The sequence below is a fragment of the Streptomyces sp. NPDC023157 genome (genome assembly GCF_055560575.1).
Genome location: NZ_JBVHIL010000005.1, coordinates 391,758 through 405,954, shown reverse-complemented (window position 1 = coordinate 405,954; position 14,197 = coordinate 391,758). Strand labels below are relative to the sequence as shown.

The window sequence follows — 14,197 nt, the reverse complement described above, 5'->3', positions numbered from 1 at the left end:
GGGGAGGGAGGGGGGAGGCCCCCCCCGAAGGACCGTAGGCTGGATGGGACGAGCCGGAACGAGGACGTGGACGGGCGTGGACGTGAGCATGGACCAGGGCGTGGGTGGCGGGTCCGAGGGTGAGCGGCCCGCGGAGGAGCTGCCCGAGGGCGTGCTGCCTGAGGGTGCGACGCCCGAGGGCGTACAGCCTGGTGGTGAGCGCTCTGACGAGCGACCCGTCGACGAGCGAGCCGCTGACGAGCGAGCCGCTGACGAGCGAGCCGTCGACGACCGATCTGCCGACGAGCCGCTCGCTGGCGAGCGGCCCGCCGACGAGTCGCCCGTCGACGAGCGGCCTGAGGCTCGGCTTGAGCGGGCTGTGCGGGTGGCTGAGCAGGCTCTGATCGAGTTCGAGATCGCGGTGGAGACCTTCCGGGTCGAGGTGGAGAACTTCTCCCGGCTGCATCACCAGCGGCTCGGGCCGATGTACGCGCGGCTCGACGAGCTGGACGCGCGGATCGCGGAGGCGCGGGCGGCGCGGACCGGGGATCCGGAGGATCTGCGGCGGGCTCAGGAGGCGCGGGCCGCGGTCATGCCGATGCCCGGGGTGGACGAGTTGTTCCACGACTGGATGGACTCCGACGGGCTTTCGGCCGAGGCGGCGGCGATGCTGACCGACCGGCCGGTGCAGCCGCCGAAGCGGGTGCGGCCGTCCGACGAGGTGCGCAAGCTGTACCGCGAGCTGGCGCGGCAGGCGCATCCGGATCTGGCGCGGGAAGAGGGCGAGCGGCAGCGGCGTGAGGAGTTCATCACGCGCGTGAACGCGGCCTACGCCCGTGGCGACGAGGCTCTGCTGCGGGAGCTGTCCGAGGAGTGGGCGGCCGGTCCGGTGCCGGAGCTGCGGCTGAGCGAGAGCGAGGAGCTGTACGCGCGGCTGGAGTGGCTGTCGCAGCGCAAGGAGATGCTGTCGGGGGTGGCCCGGGAGCTGGAGGACAGTGCCATCGGCGCGATGCTGCGGATGGCTCCGGACGATCCCGACCGGCTGCTGGAGGAGATCGCGGAGCAGCTGCTGGCGCAGGTCTCCGAGCGTGAGGCGGAGCTCGACGTGCTGGTGCGGTCGGTGCAGTAGGTTTCGATGGTTCGGCGTCCGCGTCCGCGGGGTGCCACCGTCGTGTGAGAGAGAAGGCCTGTCCCATGAATTTCGCCCCGCTGCCGTCGGTGGACGCGGCCTCCGTGCCGGCCGATGCTCTGGTGCTGGACGTCCGTGAGAACGACGAGTGGGCGGCCGGTCATGTCGAGGGTGCGCTGCACGTGCCGATGAGCGACTTCGTGGCGCGGTTCGGTGACGTGACGGAGGCCGTGGCCGACGGGCGGCGGGCGTTCGTGATGTGCCGGGTGGGTGGCCGTTCGGCGCAGGTCACGCAGTATCTGGTGCAGCAGGGCATCGACGCGGTGAACGTGGACGGCGGGATGCTGGCCTGGGAGGGTGCGGGGCGCCCGATGGTCGCGGACGGCGGGAGCCCCGCGTACGTGCTGTAGGCCGGCGGGAGTTCAGGTGAGGGGGTGGGCGGCCAGCAGGTCGCCCAGTTCCTCCTCGTGGGCCGCCGCGGGGCCGAGGGCGAGTTCGAGGTGCTTGGCCCAGGCGTGGTAGCGGTGCAGGGGGTAGTCGGTGTCGGCGCCGAAGCCGCCGTGGAGGTGCTGGGCGGTCTGGACGACGCGGCGTACGCCTTCGGAGGCCCAGATCTTGGCGACGGCGATGTCTCCGCCGGTGGGGAGTGGTCCGCCGGCGTCGGTGGTGAGGCGCCAGGCGGCCTGCCAGAGGGTGACTTCCATGGCGCGCAGGTCGATGTAGCGGTCGGCGGCCTGGACGGCGACGGCCTGGAAGGTGGCCACGGGGTGGCCGAACTGTTCCCTCTTGCCGGTGTACTGGCTCGTCATGGTGAGGACTTGTTCGCCGAGGCCGAGGGCGAGGGCGCAGGTTCCGGTGGCGAGGAGGTCGCGGAGCCGTTCCCAGGCGCCTTCGGTGTCGATGACGTCGGCGGGGTCGAGGTGGACGCCGTCGAGGTGGAGTTCGGCGAGGAGTTCGCCGTGGGTGCCGTACTGGTCGGCGAGGGTGAGGCCCTGGTGGGTGCGGGGCAGCAGGGCGAGGACGGTCCTGCCGTCGGGGGTGTGCGCGGGGACGGCGATGTGGTCGGCCTGGTGGGCCCAGGGGACGGCGCTGGTATGGCCGTCGAGGGTCCAGCCGGTGGTGTCCCGGTGTGCGGTGACGGCGAGGGGTGCCGGGTCGTGTCCGGTGCGGCCGTGGGCGGCGGCGGTGAGGACGAGTTCGCCGCGGGTGACGCGGGGGAGCAGGGCGGCGGCGGTTTCGGCGGGGGCGTACCGCTGGAGGGTGAGGGCGACCGCGGTGGTTTCGAGCAGGGGGACGCGGGCGAGGACCCGGGCGGATTCGCGCAGGACGAGGCAGAGCGCGATGGGGTCGAGTCCGGCGCCGCCGTGGGCGGGGTCGAGGAGGAGGCCGAGGAGGTCGGCGGTGGCGAGGCGGGCCCAGAGTGGGCGGTCGTAGTCGTCGGCGACCGCGCCGGGGGTGAGGGCGGGGCTGGGTACGGCGTCGGGTGCGACGTCGGAGAAGACGGCCCTGGCCGCCTCGACGGCGGCGTGCTGTTCTTCGGTGAAGGTGAAGTCCACTGCCCTGTCCCTTCCGGCCCTGTCGATCTGACGGATCGTCAACATAGAACAGGTTCTACCGGAAGGGAATGGGCGGGCTCCGTCCGTCAGCGGTCGAAGTCGAGCTCGACCTCCGGGGTCGCCGGGTGGGACTGGCAGGCCAGCACGTAGCCGGCGTCGGTCTCCTCGGGCTCCAGGGCGAAGTTGCGGTCCATCCGGACCTCGCCGGTGACGAGGAAGGCGCGGCAGGTGCCGCAGACGCCCCCCTTGCAGGCGTACGGGGCGTCCGCCCGGGCGCGCAGCACGGTCTCCAGGAGCGTTTCGCCCTGCTGGACGGGCCAGTTGCCGGAGCGGCCGTGCAGGGTGGCGGTCAGGGTCGCGTCGGCGGGGGCGTCCGCCGCGGGGGCCGGGGCGGGGGCGGAGCCGTCGTCGACGTGGAAGATCTCCTGGTGGACGCGGGCGCGGTCGACGCCGAGGTCGCGCAGGGCCCGCTCGGTGTTCTGCACCAGGCCGAAGGGGCCGCACAGGAACCAGCCGTCGATGTCGCCGACCGGGAGCAGCGCGGGCAGCAGAGTGGTGAGCCGCTCGTGGTCGAGCCGGCCGGAGGGGAGTCCGGCCTGTTGTTCCTCGCGGGAGAGCGCGGTGACCAGCTGGAAGCGGTCGGGGAAGCGGTCCTTGAGGTCGGCGACCTCGTCGAGGAACATCGTGGAGGCCGCGGTGCGGTCGCTGCGCACGAGGCAGAACGTGGCGTCGGGCTGCCGGGCGAGCAGGGTGGCGGCCATGGACAGGACCGGGGTGATGCCGCTGCCGCCGACGACGGCGGCGAAGTGTCCGGGGCGCGGGTCGAGGACGAAGCGGCCCATGGGTTCCATGACCTCGACGGTGTCGCCGACGGCGAGTTCCTTGAGGGCGTAGGTGGAGAATTCGCCGCCGTCGACGAGGCGGATGCCGACGCGCAGGACGGGGGTCTCGCCCTCGGGGGCGGCCGGGGCGCAGATCGAGTACGTGCGGCGGATCTCTTCGCCGTTGGTTCCGGTGCGGCGCAGGGCGAGGTGCTGGCCGGGGGTATGGCGGTAGGTCTCGCGCAGCTCGGGCGGGACGGCGAAGGTGACGGCCACCGAGTCGTCCGTGAGCTGCTCGACCTCGCTGACCCGGAGCGGGTGGAATCCGGCCCGTCCGGTCTTTGAGGACTGCATCTACAACTCCTTGAAGTGGTCGAACGGTTCGCGGCAGGCCGTGCAGCGGCGGAGTGCCTTGCACGCGGTGGAGGAGAAGCGGCTGAGGAGCTCGGTGTCGGTGGAGCCGCAGTTCGGGCAGCGGATCGCGAGGGTGAGGGGTATGGGGCCGCCGGTGGGGCCCTGGGGGCGGGGCGGGGCGATGCCGAACTCGGTGAGTTTGCGGCGCCCTTCCTCGGTGATGTCGTCGGTCGACCAGGCGGGGCTGAGGACGGTGACGACGCTGACCTCGGGCATTCCGTGGGCGTGGAGGGCGTGTTCGATGTCGGAGGACATCGCCTCGATCGCGGGGCAGCCGGTGTAGGTGGGGGTGAGTTCGACCTCGACGCGGCCGGGGCCGAGGACGTGGACACCGCGTACGACGCCGAGTTCGGCGAGGGTGAGGACGGGCAGCTCGGGGTCGGGGACGGCGCCGGCGATGCGCGCCAGTTCCTCTTCGAGCGGGGTCGGCGGGGCCGTGGCCGGGCCGGCCGGGGTGGTGGTCACCATGACGCCCCCGGGTGGCTGCGGTGCAGGTGCTGCATTTCGGCGAGCATCCGTCCGAAGGACTCGGTGTGCAGGCCCTGGCGGCCGGCGCCGGCCTTCCAGGCGCCGGTGCGCGGTCCGGTGGGGACGGTGAGCGTGGCCTTCTCGAGGACGGCGGTGACCGAGTCGAGCCAGGCGCGCTCCATCGCGGCGGTGGTGTCGGGGGTGATGTCCAGGCCGTCGAGGGGCTGGAACAGTTCGCCGGTGTACCGCCAGAGGGCGTCGCAGGCCCGCTGCATGCGCCGGTGGCTCTCGTCGGTGCCGTCGCCGAGGCGCAGGGTCCAGTGCTCGGCGTGGTCCTGGTGGTAGGCGACTTCCTTGACGGCCTTGGCGGCGAGTCCGGCGAAGGGGCTGTCGCCGGCCGCGAGCTCGCCGTACAGGAGTCGCTGATAGGTGGAGAAGTAGAGCTGGCGGGCGATGGTGTGGGCGAAGTCGCCGTTCGGCTGCTCGACGAGCTGGCAGTTGCGGAAGGCGCGCTCCTCGCGGAGGTAGGCCAGTTCGTCCTCGTCGCCGGCGAGGGAGAGCAGGATGCGGGCCTGCCCGAGGAGGTCGAGCGCGATGTTGGCGAGGGCGACCTCCTCCTCCAGGACCGGGGCGTTGCCGGCCCACTCCCCCAGGCGCTGGGCGAGGACGAGGGCGTCGTCGCCGAGGGCGAGGGCGGCGGCCGGGGCGGTGGCGGGCTGCGTGGTCACAGGTGCTTCACCCCGTCCGGGATCTCGTAGAAGGTGGGGTGCCGGTAGGGCTTGTCCGCCGAGGGCTCGAAGAAGGGGTCCTTCTCGTCGGGGGAGGAGGCGGTGATCTCGGTGGAGGGGACCACCCAGATCGACACGCCCTCGCTGCGGCGGGTGTAGAGGTCGCGGGCGTTGCGCAGGGCCATCTCGGCGTCCGGCGCGTGCAGGCTGCCGGCGTGGGTGTGGGACAGTCCGCGGCGCGAGCGCACGAACACCTCCCACAGCGGCCATCCGTCGGTGGTCATGCCCGTGCCTCCCCGTCCGTGTGCTGCTTCGCGGTGTGCTTCCCGGCGTATGCCGCGGCGGCGTCCCTGACCCAGGCGCCGTCCTCGTGCGCCTGGCGGCGCTTGGTGAGCCGCTCCTCGTTGCAGGGGCCGTTGCCCTTGAGGACGTCCCAGAACTCGGCCCAGTCGATGGGGCCGAAGTCGTAGTGCCCGCGCTCCTCGTTCCACTTGAGGTCGGGGTCGGGCAGGGTGAGGCCGAGGGACTCGGCCTGCGGGGCGGCGATGTCGACGAAGCGCTGGCGCAGCTCGTCGTTGGAGTGCCGCTTGATCTTCCAGGCCATGGCCTGGGCGGAGTGGGTCGACTCGTCGTCCGGCGGGCCGAACATCATCAGCGAGGGCCACCACCAGCGGTCCACCGCGTCCTGGGCCATGGCGTGCTGGGCCTCGGTGCCGCGGGAGAGGGCGAGGAGTGCCTCGTACCCCTGGCGCTGGTGGAAGGACTCCTCCTTGCAGACCCGGACCATCGCGCGTGCGTACGGCCCGTAGGAGCAGCGGCAGAGGGGGACCTGGTTGGTGATGGCGGCGCCGTCCACGAGCCAGCCGATGGCGCCGACGTCGGCCCAGGTCAGCGTCGGGTAGTTGAAGATCGACGAGTACTTCTGGCGGCCGGAGTGCAGCTTGTCGAGGAGCTCGTCGCGGCTGGTGCCGAGCGTTTCGGCCGCGCTGTACAGGTAGAGGCCGTGGCCGGCCTCGTCCTGGACCTTGGCCATGAGGATCGCCTTGCGCCGGAGGGAGGGGGCGCGGGTGATCCAGTTCGCCTCGGGCTGCATGCCGATGATCTCGGAGTGGGCGTGCTGCGCGATCTGCCGGACCAGTCCCGCCCGGTAGGCGTCGGGCATCCAGTCGCGGGGCTCGATGCGCTCGTCGGCGGCGACGGCGGCGTCGAACACCGCTTCCAGGGCCGCGTGCGTCGCCGCCGTCCCTGTCGTCGCCGGTGTCGCTGTCACTGTCGTCTCTGCCGTACCTGCGGTCATCGGACCCCCTACCGACCGATCGTTCGGTTGAATGACTTCAATGGTCGTTCGGCGGCCCGTATGGTGTCAACCTCTGTGGATAACTGCTTGGGCCGATCGGGAGCGGGGCGCGATGGACTCGTACGACGACGGAGGCGTGGAAGAGGACGCCGGGGAGGCCCGGACCAGCAGGGACAGCAGGACCAGCAGGGACAGCGGGGATGCCGGGGACAGCGCGGATGCCGGGGGCGCCGGAGCGTCCGAGGAATCCGGCGACACCGAGGACTCCGCCAGGCAGGCCCAGGACGCCGGCCCCGAGCCGCATGCCGACCCCACCCCCCAGGACGCCCCCACCCCCCGTGTCGGCATCGCCGCGCTCTCGATGCCCTATCAGGTGGTCGCCGCCGTCGCGCTCGCCGTCCTCGGTGTCTTCGCCTGTGTGCATCTCGGGATGGTGTTCCTGCACGTCGCCCCGTCGAACACGCTGACCAAGCAGCACGGCGAGGCCGTCGACGACTGGATCTACCCCGAGTTCGAGCAGAACTGGAAGCTCTTCGCCCCCAATCCGCTCCAGCAGAACATCGCGGTCCAGGTGAGGGCCACGGTGGCCGGTGACGGCGGGCGCAGGACCACCGGCTGGATCGACCTCTCCGGTCAGGACGCCGCGAACATCCGCGGCAGCCTCCTGCCGAGCCACACCGAGCAGAACGAGCTGCGCAGGGCCTGGGACTTCTATCTGAACTCCCACACCGACGACCACCGCCCCAACGGGCTGCGCGGAGAGCTCTCCGAGAGCTACATGCGGCGGATCGTGATGCTGCGCCTCGACGAGCGTGAGCTCGGCGGCACGGTCCAGCGCGTTCAGCTGCGCTCCGTGACCAGGCCCATCCCGTCGCCCGCGTGGAGCGGCGAGAAGACCGACACGGATCCGGTCTTCCGTACGTATCCGTGGTGGCGGATCACCGATCCCGACCGGCCCGCAGGGGCCGCGGGCGCCGAGGCCCGGGGTCTCGCGCCGAACCGTACGGAGGCCGGCCGATGAGCCGCACCCCCGCTGCCCCCGCGCAGCCCCGCGTCCCCTTCGACCGGCGGCTCGCCCGGGCCCTCCAGAAGGTCACGGCCGAGGCCCTCGGCCCGTACCAGACGGCGATCGTCCGGATCGGCTTCTCGCTCACCTGGCTGCTGTTCCTGCTGCGCGAATGGCCGCACCGGATGGAGCTGTACGGGCCCGACGGCCCCTGGTCCTGGGAGATGGGCCGCCGGCTGATCACCGACAACCACGCCTTCACCGTCCTGATGTGGTCGGACGGGCGGCTCTGGTTCGAGCTCGTCTACGGGCTCGCGGTGCTCTCCTCCGTCCTGCTGCTGCTCGGCTGGCACACCCGGGCCGTGTCCGTGGTCTTCATGGCCGGCGTGCTGTCCCTGCAGAACCGCTCCATCTTCATGGGCGACGGCGGCGACAACGTCGTCCACATCATGGCGCTCTACCTCGTCCTCACCCGCTGTGGCCAGGTCTGGTCGCTCGATGCCCGGCGGGCGGCCCGCCGCGCACGGAGCGGCGCGGCGGCCGGCCAGGACCGCGACCTCGTGGGGCCGGTGCTGTGGACGCTCCTCGGGGGCCTCCTGATGGCCACCACCTACTTCTCCGACATCACCGGGGAATGGTGGCTCGTGGTGCTTCTGTGGGTGCTGTGGCTGGGGCACGGGCTGTGGTGGCTGGTGTGCCGGTACGCCGCAGACGAGCCGCGCACCCTGCTCGACGTCATCGCCAACCTCACCCACAACGCCGCCCTCGTCGTGATCATGGCGGAGGTCTGCCTGATCTACGCCACGGCCGGCTGGTACAAGATCCAGGGTTCGCGCTGGCAGGACGGCACCGCGCTGTACTACCCGCTCAAGCTGGACTACTTCTCCCCCTGGCCCGCCCTCTCCGAGGTGCTGGGCACCAGCGGGGTGATGGTGCTGCTGCTGACCTACGGCACGGTGATCGTGCAGGTCGCGTTCCCCTTCACGCTCTTCAACCGCAAGGTCAAGAACGTCCTGCTCGGGGTGATGATGCTGGAGCACGCCGGCATCGCCGTGCTGCTGGGGCTGCCGTTCTTCTCGCTCGCGATGATCTCCGCGGACGCGGTCTTCCTGCCGACGGGCTTCCTGCTGTGGCTGGGGGTGCGGGCGGCACGGGGCCGGGACCGGCTGCTGCGCCGGAAGCCGCCCGTGGAGGAGGAGGCTCCGGCGCCGCGTCCCCGTACCCTCGTCGGGTGAGCACCACCGAGGAACAGCCCCGGCCCGTCGGGAGCACCGAGCCGTCCGAGTCGTCTGAGCTGTCTGAGCCGTCTGAGTCGCCCGAGCTGTCTGGGCTGTCCGGGAGCAGCGAGCCGAGCCAGCCGATCCAGTACGACGAGGGGTACGGCCCCGAGGTCGGTGTCGGGCCGCACCCGGAGCCCTGGCCGCGGGGTGAGCGTTACGACCCCGAGCTGCTCGCCGGCGGGGACCGGCGCAATGTCGTCGACCGCTACCGGTACTGGACGCGTGAGGCCATCGTCGAGGACCTGGACACCCGCCGGCACGACTTCCATGTGGCGGTGGAGAACTGGGGCCACGACTTCAACATCGGTTCGGTGGTGCGGACCGCCAACGCCTTCCTCGCGAAGGAGATCCACATCGTGGGGCGGCGGCGCTGGAACCGGCGCGGGGCCATGGTCACCGACCGCTACCAGCATGTGCGCCACCACCCGGACACCGAGGCGCTGACCGCCTGGGCGGCGGCCGAGAACCTGCCGATCATCGGCATCGACAACCTGCCGGGCGCGGTGCCGCTGGAGCGCACCGTGCTGCCGCGCCGCTGTGTGCTGCTGTTCGGGCAGGAGGGGCCGGGCCTCACCGAGGAGGCCCGGAAGCACGCGGCGATGGTCTGCTCGATCGCCCAGTTCGGCTCGACCCGGTCGATCAACGCGGGGGCCGCGGCCGCCGTCGCCATGCACGCCTGGGTGCAGCGGTACGCCGACGTCCCGGACCCGCGGTAGCGGAGTAACGCGGGAGCGGCCGGCCCCGAGGCCCTGTGACCCCGGAGGATCCGGGGTCACAGGCCGGGGAGGTCAGGCCTGGCGGCGGACCTCCACCACGCGGAAGCGGTTGGAGACGAAGGCGCCGTCGCACAGCGCCGCGTTCGCCGCCGGGTTGCCGCCCGAGCCGTGGAAGTCGGAGAACGCGGCCGTCTGGTTCACGTAGACGCCGCCCGTCAGGTTCAGCGAGAGCTGCGCCGACTCCTCCAGGCAGACCTCCTCCACGGCCCGCTCGGTGTCGGCGGAGGTCGTGTACGCGCCGACCGTCATCGCGCCCTTCTCGCGGACCGTGCGCCGCAGGAGCTCCAGGGCGTCGGCGGTCGAGTCGACCGAGACGGCGAAGGAGACCGGGCCGAAGCACTCGGAGAAGTACGCGGCGTCCGCGTCCGGCTTGGAGCCGTCCAGCTTCACGATGACCGGGGTGCGGACGACGGCCTGCGGGAAGTCCGGGTTCGGCACCTCGCGGGAGGCCAGCGCGACCTCGCCGAGGCTCGCGGCGGCCTCCAGGCGCGCCTTCACGTCCGGGTTGACCAGGGCGCCGAGCAGCGCGTTCGCCCGGGCGTCGTCGCCGAGGAGACCGCCGACCGCGCCCGCGAGGTCGGTGACGACCTCGTCGTACGTCTTCGGGCCCTGGTCGGTGGTGATGCCCTCGCGGGGGATCAGCAGGTTCTGCGGGGTGGTGCACATCTGGCCGCTGTACAGGGACAGCGAGAACGCCAGGTTGGAGAGCATGCCCTTGTAGTCGTCGGTGGAGTCGACGACGACTGTGTTGACGCCGGCCTTCTCCGTGTAGACCTGCGCCTGGCGGGCGTTGGCCTCCAGCCAGTCGCCGAAGGCGGTCGAGCCGGTGTAGTCGATGATCCGGATCTCGGGGCGGACGGCCAGCGTCTTGGCGATGCCCTCGCCGGGACGCTCGGCGGCGAGCGCCACCAGGTTCGGGTCGAAGCCGGCCTCGGCGAGGACCTCGCGGGCGACGCGGACGGTGAGGGCCAGCGGGAGGACGGCGCGGGGGTGCGGCTTGACCAGGACCGGGTTGCCGGTGGCCAGCGAGGCGAACAGGCCCGGGTAGCCGTTCCACGTCGGGAAGGTGTTGCAGCCGATCATGAGCGCGATGCCGCGCGCGACCGGGGTGAACTCCTTGGACAGCTCCAGGGGGTCGCGCTTGCCCTGCGGCTTCGACCAGTCGGCGCGGCCGGCGGGCGTGCGGGTCTGCTCCGCGTACGCGTACGCCACCGCCTCCAGGCCGCGGTCCTGGGCGTGCGGGCCGCCGGCCTGGAAGGCCATCATGAAGGCCTGGCCGCTGGTGTGCATGACGGCGTGGGCGAACTCGTGGGTCCGGGCGGAGATCCGGGCGAGGATCTCCAGACAGACCAGGGCGCGGGTCTCGGGGCCCGCGTCGCGCCAGGCGCCCATGCCGGCGCGCATCGCGGGCAGCAGGACGTCGATGTCGGCGTGCGGATACGTGATGCCGAGGGCCGGGCCGTACGGCGAGACCTCGGCGCCGGTCCAGTCGTCGGTGCCGGGCTGGTCGAGCTCGAAGCGGGTGTCGAGCAGGGCCTTGTAGGCGTCGAGCCCGGCGGCCGCGTCCAGCGAGTCGCCCTCCCCGTACGCCTTGGGGTGCTCCGGGTACGGAGACCAGTACGCGCGCGTGCGGATGGTGTCGAGGGCCTGATCCAGGGTGGACCGGTGCTTGTCGGCCAGACGGTCGGTGGTCAGCTGAGCGGCGGCCATGGGCGCAACTCCTCAATGAGCTGGGCAGGGGCAGGCGTACGGAGTTAGAGTAACCGAACGATCGGTCGGGACAAGGGGGTCCGGCGATCCTGTGGAAAACCCATCGGGGAGGATCACTCCTATGACCGCCAACACGACCGTCCAGGGGAGCGACGCGGTGTCGGCCGACGGAGCCGGACCCATCGATCCGAGCCGCACCGTCGCCGTCGTCGGCACGGGCACCATGGGCCAGGGCATCGCCCAGGTCGCCCTCCTCGCGGGCCATCCCGTCCGCCTCTACGACAGCGCCCCGGGCCGCGCCGAGGAGGCCGTGACCGGCGTCGCGGCCCGCCTGGACCGGCTCGTCGAGAAGGGCCGGCTCGACGCGGCCGACCGCGACACCGCCGTCGCCCGGCTGCACGCGGCGGCCGGGCTCGCGGAGCTGGCCGACGCCGCCCTGGTCGTCGAGGCGATCGTCGAGCAGTTGGCGGTCAAGCAGCGCCTCTTCGCCGACCTGGAGGAGCTCGTCGGCGCGGACACCGTGCTCGCCACCAACACCTCCTCCCTCTCCGTCACCGCCATCGCGGGCGGCCTGCGGCTGCCCGGGCGCTTCGTCGGGATGCACTTCTTCAACCCGGCCCCGCTGCTGCCGCTCGTCGAGATCGTCAGCGGCTTCGCCACCGAGCCGGCCGCCGCCACGCGCGCGTACGAGACGGCGAGGAGCTGGGGCAAGACGCCGGTGCGCTGCGCCGACACCCCCGGCTTCATCGTGAATCGGATCGCGCGCCCCTTCTACGCGGAGGCACTGCGCCTCTACGAGGAGGGCGCGGCCGACCCCGCCACGATCGACGCGGCGCTGCGCGAGTCCGGCGGCTTCCGGATGGGCCCGTTCGAGCTGACCGACCTCATCGGCCAGGACGTCAACGAGGCCGTGACCCGTTCCGTGTGGGAGTCCTTCTTCCAGGACCCCAAGTTCACCCCGTCGCTCGCGCAGCGGCGCCTGGTCGAGTCGGGGCGGCTCGGCCGCAAGTCCGGGCACGGCTGGTTCCCGTACGCGGAGGGCGCCGCGCGTCCCGAGCCGCACACCGCGCCCCCGGCGAAGGCGCCCGCGACGGTCACCGTGCGCGGCGACCTCGGGCCCGCGGGGCCGCTCGTCGAGCTCTTCGAGCAGGCGGGGATCACCGTGCGGCGCAAGGGCGGCACGGGGTACGTCGCGCTGCCCGGCGGCGGCCGGCTGCACCTCGCGGACGGCGAGACGTCCTTCGAGTTCCTCAACGAGGAGGTCGTCTACTTCGACCTCGCCCTGGACTACGCGCGGGCGGGCAGGATCGTTCTGTCCACCGCCGCGCGCACCTCCCCGGAGACCCTGGAGGAGGCGGTCGGGCTCTTCCAGGCGCTCGGCAAGCAGGTCTCCGTGATCGGCGACGTGCCGGGCATGATCGTCGCCCGTACGGTCGCCCTGCTCGCCGACCTCGCGGCCGACGCGGTCGACCGGGGCGTCGCCTCCGCCGAGGACGTCGACACCGCGATGCGGCTCGGCGTCAACTACCCGGCCGGGCCCCTGGAGTGGGCCGGGCGGATCGGTTTCGCGGGCCTGCGCGACCTGCTCGGCAACCTGCACGAGCGCTACCCCACCGGCCGTTACGCGCCCTCGCTCGCCCTCGCGCGGCGTGGCTACGACGAAGAGGCCGCAGAGCCGGAGGAGAGCCGATGACCACCGCGCGGCGCGACACGTACACCCCTGACACGCTGCTCTCGGTCGCCGTGCGGGTCTTCAACGAGCGCGGCTACGACGGCACCTCCATGGAGCACCTGTCGAAGGCGGCCGGGATCTCCAAGTCCTCGATCTACCACCATGTGGCGGGCAAGGAGGAGCTGCTGCGGCGGGCCGTCAGCCGGGCGCTCGACGGGCTCTTCGCGGTCCTCGACGAGCCGGGCGCGGGCCGTGGCCGGGCCGTCGAGCGGGTCGAGTACGTGACCCGGCGCACCGTGGAGGTGCTGATCGAGGAGCTTCCGTACGTGACGCTGCTGCTGCGGGTGCGGGGCAACACGAAGACCGAGCGGTGGGCGATGGAACGCCGCCGCGAGTTCGACCACCGGGTGGCGGACCTCCTGAAGGCGGCGGCCGCCGACGGCGACCTGCGGGCCGACCTGGACATCCGGATCGCCACCAGGCTGCTCTTCGGCATGATCAACTCGCTGGTGGAGTGGTACCGGCCGCACCCGGACTCCCCGGCGGAGGGCGACCAGCTGGCGGAGACCGTCGTACGGATGGCCTTCGGAGGGCTGCGTACGGCCCGCTGAGGCGGGTGCGGGGGATGCCCGGGGGAGAGCGGCGGGGGCCTGGCCGGTGTCGGTCGGGCCCCCCGCCACGCTCAGCCCCGCTGTTCCGGGTCCGGGTCGAGGTCGGTCTCCTCGAAGACCAGCAGGGTGCGGGTGGAGAGCACCTCCGGGATCGACTGGAGGCGGGTGAGCACCAGCTCCCGCAGGGTGCGGTTGTCCGGGGTGTGCACCAGCAGCAGGACGTCGAAGTCGCCGCTGACCAGCGCGATGTGCGCGGCTCCCGGCAGGGCCTGGAGCTGTTCGCGCACGGTGCGCCACGAATTCTGGACGATCTTGAGCGTGATGTACGCGGAGGCGCCGTGCCCCGCGCGCTCGTGGTTGACGCGGGCGCTGAAGCCGCGGATCACCCCGTCGTCGATGAGCCGGTTGATCCGCGCGTACGCGTTGGCGCGGGAGACGTGGACCCGCTCGGCCACCGAGCGGACCGAGGCGCGCCCGTCCGCCTGGAGCAGTCGCAGGATGTCCCGGTCGATCGCGTCCAGCGGGCGGGCCGGCGGCATCGGGGAGACGATGGCAGGGCCCGCCGGAGCTCCCGCCGGGCCCGCCGGAGCGCCCGTCGAGGGGGCGGCGCCGGGGGGCGCGTTCAGGAGCTCGTCGATGGTGCGCTCCTCGATGTCGGCCATTTGTTCATCCGCCATGTCCCCCCGCCTCTCTCCTGTGGACGACCTGCACCCATCCCAAGCTGTGGAGAACCGTTTGTCCACAGGCTGA

General features: G+C 72.3%; 15 protein-coding genes. 7 read left to right on the top strand and 8 right to left on the bottom strand.

All coding sequences use genetic code 11. From position 1 onward, the window contains the following. Nucleotides 1-76: 76 nt before the first annotated feature. Complete coding sequence (locus ACZ3ZE_RS20485) at nucleotides 77-1,108, top strand: hypothetical protein (protein WP_467260040.1); 1,032 nt, start codon at nucleotides 77-79, stop codon at nucleotides 1,106-1,108. A 65-nt stretch (nucleotides 1,109-1,173) separates the two neighbouring features. Continuing rightward, nucleotides 1,174-1,518, top strand: coding sequence for a rhodanese-like domain-containing protein (locus ACZ3ZE_RS20480; protein ID WP_361168465.1), 345 nt, complete (start codon nucleotides 1,174-1,176; stop codon nucleotides 1,516-1,518). A 12-nt stretch (nucleotides 1,519-1,530) separates the two neighbouring features. Here ACZ3ZE_RS20480 and ACZ3ZE_RS20475 read toward each other — a convergent pair whose 3' ends face one another. The 6 genes from ACZ3ZE_RS20475 to paaA all read right to left on the bottom strand — a co-directional run bounded on the left by ACZ3ZE_RS20475 (nucleotide 1,531) and on the right by paaA (nucleotide 6,392). Further along, nucleotides 1,531-2,664: an acyl-CoA dehydrogenase family protein gene (locus ACZ3ZE_RS20475; protein WP_467260037.1), complete on the bottom strand. Its 1,134-nt coding sequence runs from the start codon at nucleotides 2,662-2,664 to the stop codon at nucleotides 1,531-1,533. A gap of 86 nt (nucleotides 2,665-2,750) precedes the next feature. Next, complete coding sequence (locus ACZ3ZE_RS20470) at nucleotides 2,751-3,839, bottom strand: 2Fe-2S iron-sulfur cluster-binding protein (protein ID WP_467260034.1); 1,089 nt, start codon at nucleotides 3,837-3,839, stop codon at nucleotides 2,751-2,753. Then, complete coding sequence (gene paaD, locus ACZ3ZE_RS20465) at nucleotides 3,840-4,367, bottom strand: 1,2-phenylacetyl-CoA epoxidase subunit PaaD (RefSeq protein WP_361168475.1); 528 nt, start codon at nucleotides 4,365-4,367, stop codon at nucleotides 3,840-3,842. It lies immediately after the preceding gene. Then, nucleotides 4,361-5,095, bottom strand: a complete 735-nt coding sequence (paaC, locus tag ACZ3ZE_RS20460; protein ID WP_361168478.1) for a 1,2-phenylacetyl-CoA epoxidase subunit PaaC — start codon at nucleotides 5,093-5,095, stop codon at nucleotides 4,361-4,363. The genes paaD and paaC overlap by 7 nt, the downstream gene beginning before the upstream one ends. Continuing rightward, nucleotides 5,092-5,379 (bottom strand): 1,2-phenylacetyl-CoA epoxidase subunit PaaB, encoded by a 288-nt coding sequence (gene paaB / locus ACZ3ZE_RS20455; RefSeq protein ID WP_361168481.1) that lies wholly within the window; start codon nucleotides 5,377-5,379, stop codon nucleotides 5,092-5,094. Before paaB ends, paaC begins: the two co-directional genes overlap by 4 nt. Further along, nucleotides 5,376-6,392 (bottom strand): 1,2-phenylacetyl-CoA epoxidase subunit PaaA, encoded by a 1,017-nt coding sequence (gene paaA / locus ACZ3ZE_RS20450; RefSeq protein ID WP_361620905.1) that lies wholly within the window; start codon nucleotides 6,390-6,392, stop codon nucleotides 5,376-5,378. Before paaA ends, paaB begins: the two co-directional genes overlap by 4 nt. Nucleotides 6,393-6,504: 112 nt before the next feature. Between paaA and ACZ3ZE_RS20445 the strand changes: the two genes are divergently transcribed. The 3 genes from ACZ3ZE_RS20445 (at nucleotide 6,505) to ACZ3ZE_RS20435 (ending at nucleotide 9,394) form a co-directional block, all read left to right on the top strand. Next, nucleotides 6,505-7,413, top strand: coding sequence for a DUF5819 family protein (locus ACZ3ZE_RS20445; RefSeq protein WP_467260031.1), 909 nt, complete (start codon nucleotides 6,505-6,507; stop codon nucleotides 7,411-7,413). Then, nucleotides 7,410-8,633, top strand: a complete 1,224-nt coding sequence (locus tag ACZ3ZE_RS20440) for an HTTM domain-containing protein (protein WP_363290523.1) — start codon at nucleotides 7,410-7,412, stop codon at nucleotides 8,631-8,633. Before ACZ3ZE_RS20445 ends, ACZ3ZE_RS20440 begins: the two co-directional genes overlap by 4 nt. 86 nt (nucleotides 8,634-8,719) lie before the next feature. Further along, on the top strand, nucleotides 8,720-9,394 hold the full coding sequence (locus tag ACZ3ZE_RS20435; RefSeq protein ID WP_363290583.1) for a TrmH family RNA methyltransferase: 675 nt from the start codon (nucleotides 8,720-8,722) through the stop codon (nucleotides 9,392-9,394). A gap of 72 nt (nucleotides 9,395-9,466) precedes the next feature. Here ACZ3ZE_RS20435 and paaN read toward each other — a convergent pair whose 3' ends face one another. Next, on the bottom strand, nucleotides 9,467-11,164 hold the full coding sequence (gene paaN, locus ACZ3ZE_RS20430; RefSeq protein ID WP_361168493.1) for a phenylacetic acid degradation protein PaaN: 1,698 nt from the start codon (nucleotides 11,162-11,164) through the stop codon (nucleotides 9,467-9,469). Between the two features lie 121 nt (nucleotides 11,165-11,285). On the opposite strand from paaN, the gene ACZ3ZE_RS20425 reads away from it, so the two are divergent. Beyond that, on the top strand, nucleotides 11,286-12,857 hold the full coding sequence (locus tag ACZ3ZE_RS20425) for a 3-hydroxyacyl-CoA dehydrogenase (RefSeq protein ID WP_361168496.1): 1,572 nt from the start codon (nucleotides 11,286-11,288) through the stop codon (nucleotides 12,855-12,857). Further along, nucleotides 12,854-13,447, top strand: coding sequence for a TetR/AcrR family transcriptional regulator (locus ACZ3ZE_RS20420; RefSeq protein WP_361168499.1), 594 nt, complete (start codon nucleotides 12,854-12,856; stop codon nucleotides 13,445-13,447). Before ACZ3ZE_RS20425 ends, ACZ3ZE_RS20420 begins: the two co-directional genes overlap by 4 nt. Before the next feature lie 71 nt (nucleotides 13,448-13,518). On the opposite strand, the gene ACZ3ZE_RS20415 is transcribed toward ACZ3ZE_RS20420, so the two are convergent. After that, the gene (locus ACZ3ZE_RS20415; protein WP_442303599.1) at nucleotides 13,519-14,124 is read right to left on the bottom strand and encodes an Lrp/AsnC family transcriptional regulator; all 606 of its coding nucleotides are present in this window, start codon (nucleotides 14,122-14,124) and stop codon (nucleotides 13,519-13,521) included. Nucleotides 14,125-14,197: the final 73 nt, after the last annotated feature.

Coding starts and splice junctions, on each gene's coding strand:
- ACZ3ZE_RS20480 (WP_361168465.1), top strand. CDS start 1,174: ATGAATTTCGCCCCGCTGCCGTCGGTGGACGCGGCCTCCGTGCCGGCC.
- ACZ3ZE_RS20470 (WP_467260034.1), bottom strand. CDS start 3,839: ATGCAGTCCTCAAAGACCGGACGGGCCGGATTCCACCCGCTCCGGGTC.
- paaD (WP_361168475.1), bottom strand. CDS start 4,367: ATGGTGACCACCACCCCGGCCGGCCCGGCCACGGCCCCGCCGACCCCG.
- paaB (WP_361168481.1), bottom strand. CDS start 5,379: ATGACCACCGACGGATGGCCGCTGTGGGAGGTGTTCGTGCGCTCGCGC.
- paaA (WP_361620905.1), bottom strand. CDS start 6,392: ATGACCGCAGGTACGGCAGAGACGACAGTGACAGCGACACCGGCGACG.
- ACZ3ZE_RS20445 (WP_467260031.1), top strand. CDS start 6,505: ATGGACTCGTACGACGACGGAGGCGTGGAAGAGGACGCCGGGGAGGCC.
- ACZ3ZE_RS20440 (WP_363290523.1), top strand. CDS start 7,410: ATGAGCCGCACCCCCGCTGCCCCCGCGCAGCCCCGCGTCCCCTTCGAC.
- paaN (WP_361168493.1), bottom strand. CDS start 11,164: ATGGCCGCCGCTCAGCTGACCACCGACCGTCTGGCCGACAAGCACCGG.
- ACZ3ZE_RS20425 (WP_361168496.1), top strand. CDS start 11,286: ATGACCGCCAACACGACCGTCCAGGGGAGCGACGCGGTGTCGGCCGAC.
- ACZ3ZE_RS20420 (WP_361168499.1), top strand. CDS start 12,854: ATGACCACCGCGCGGCGCGACACGTACACCCCTGACACGCTGCTCTCG.
- ACZ3ZE_RS20415 (WP_442303599.1), bottom strand. CDS start 14,124: ATGGCGGATGAACAAATGGCCGACATCGAGGAGCGCACCATCGACGAG.